Raw genomic sequence first — 341 nt, forward strand, 5'->3', positions numbered from 1 at the left:
TATCTGAGCGAGCCGCCGCTCGCCTATCGCCAGGCAGCCGCCACCGCGCCGCAGAACGAGCTCGGCGAGGACGAGTACAAGAAAGAGCGCCGGCTGAAGGCCCAGGCCGAAGGCAAGAAGGGCGGCTGGTTCGACTGGCTGGGGCTGTAGGCCGGAACTAGCCACGCACGCCTACGTTTCCCGTCTCTCGCGAAAGAAATCCTTGAGGATAAGGGCGGCGTCGCTCTCGCCGATTCCCGGATAAATGTCCGGCGTATGGTGGCAGGTGGGGGAAGCAAAGAAGCGCGCGCCGTTGACCACCGCGCCACCTTTCTCGTCGGCAGCGCCGAAATAGAGCCGGC

General features: G+C 65.1%; 1 pseudogene. It reads right to left on the minus strand.

The features are described 5' to 3' along the window. Positions 1-171 precede the first annotated feature (171 nt). Positions 172-341 (minus strand): annotated as a pseudogene (locus EN857_RS36040) (nucleoside deaminase); the annotation flags it as partial.

The organism is Mesorhizobium sp. M4B.F.Ca.ET.214.01.1.1, assembly GCF_004791545.1.
Taxonomy (GTDB): Bacteria; Pseudomonadota; Alphaproteobacteria; order Rhizobiales; family Rhizobiaceae; genus Mesorhizobium; species Mesorhizobium abyssinicae.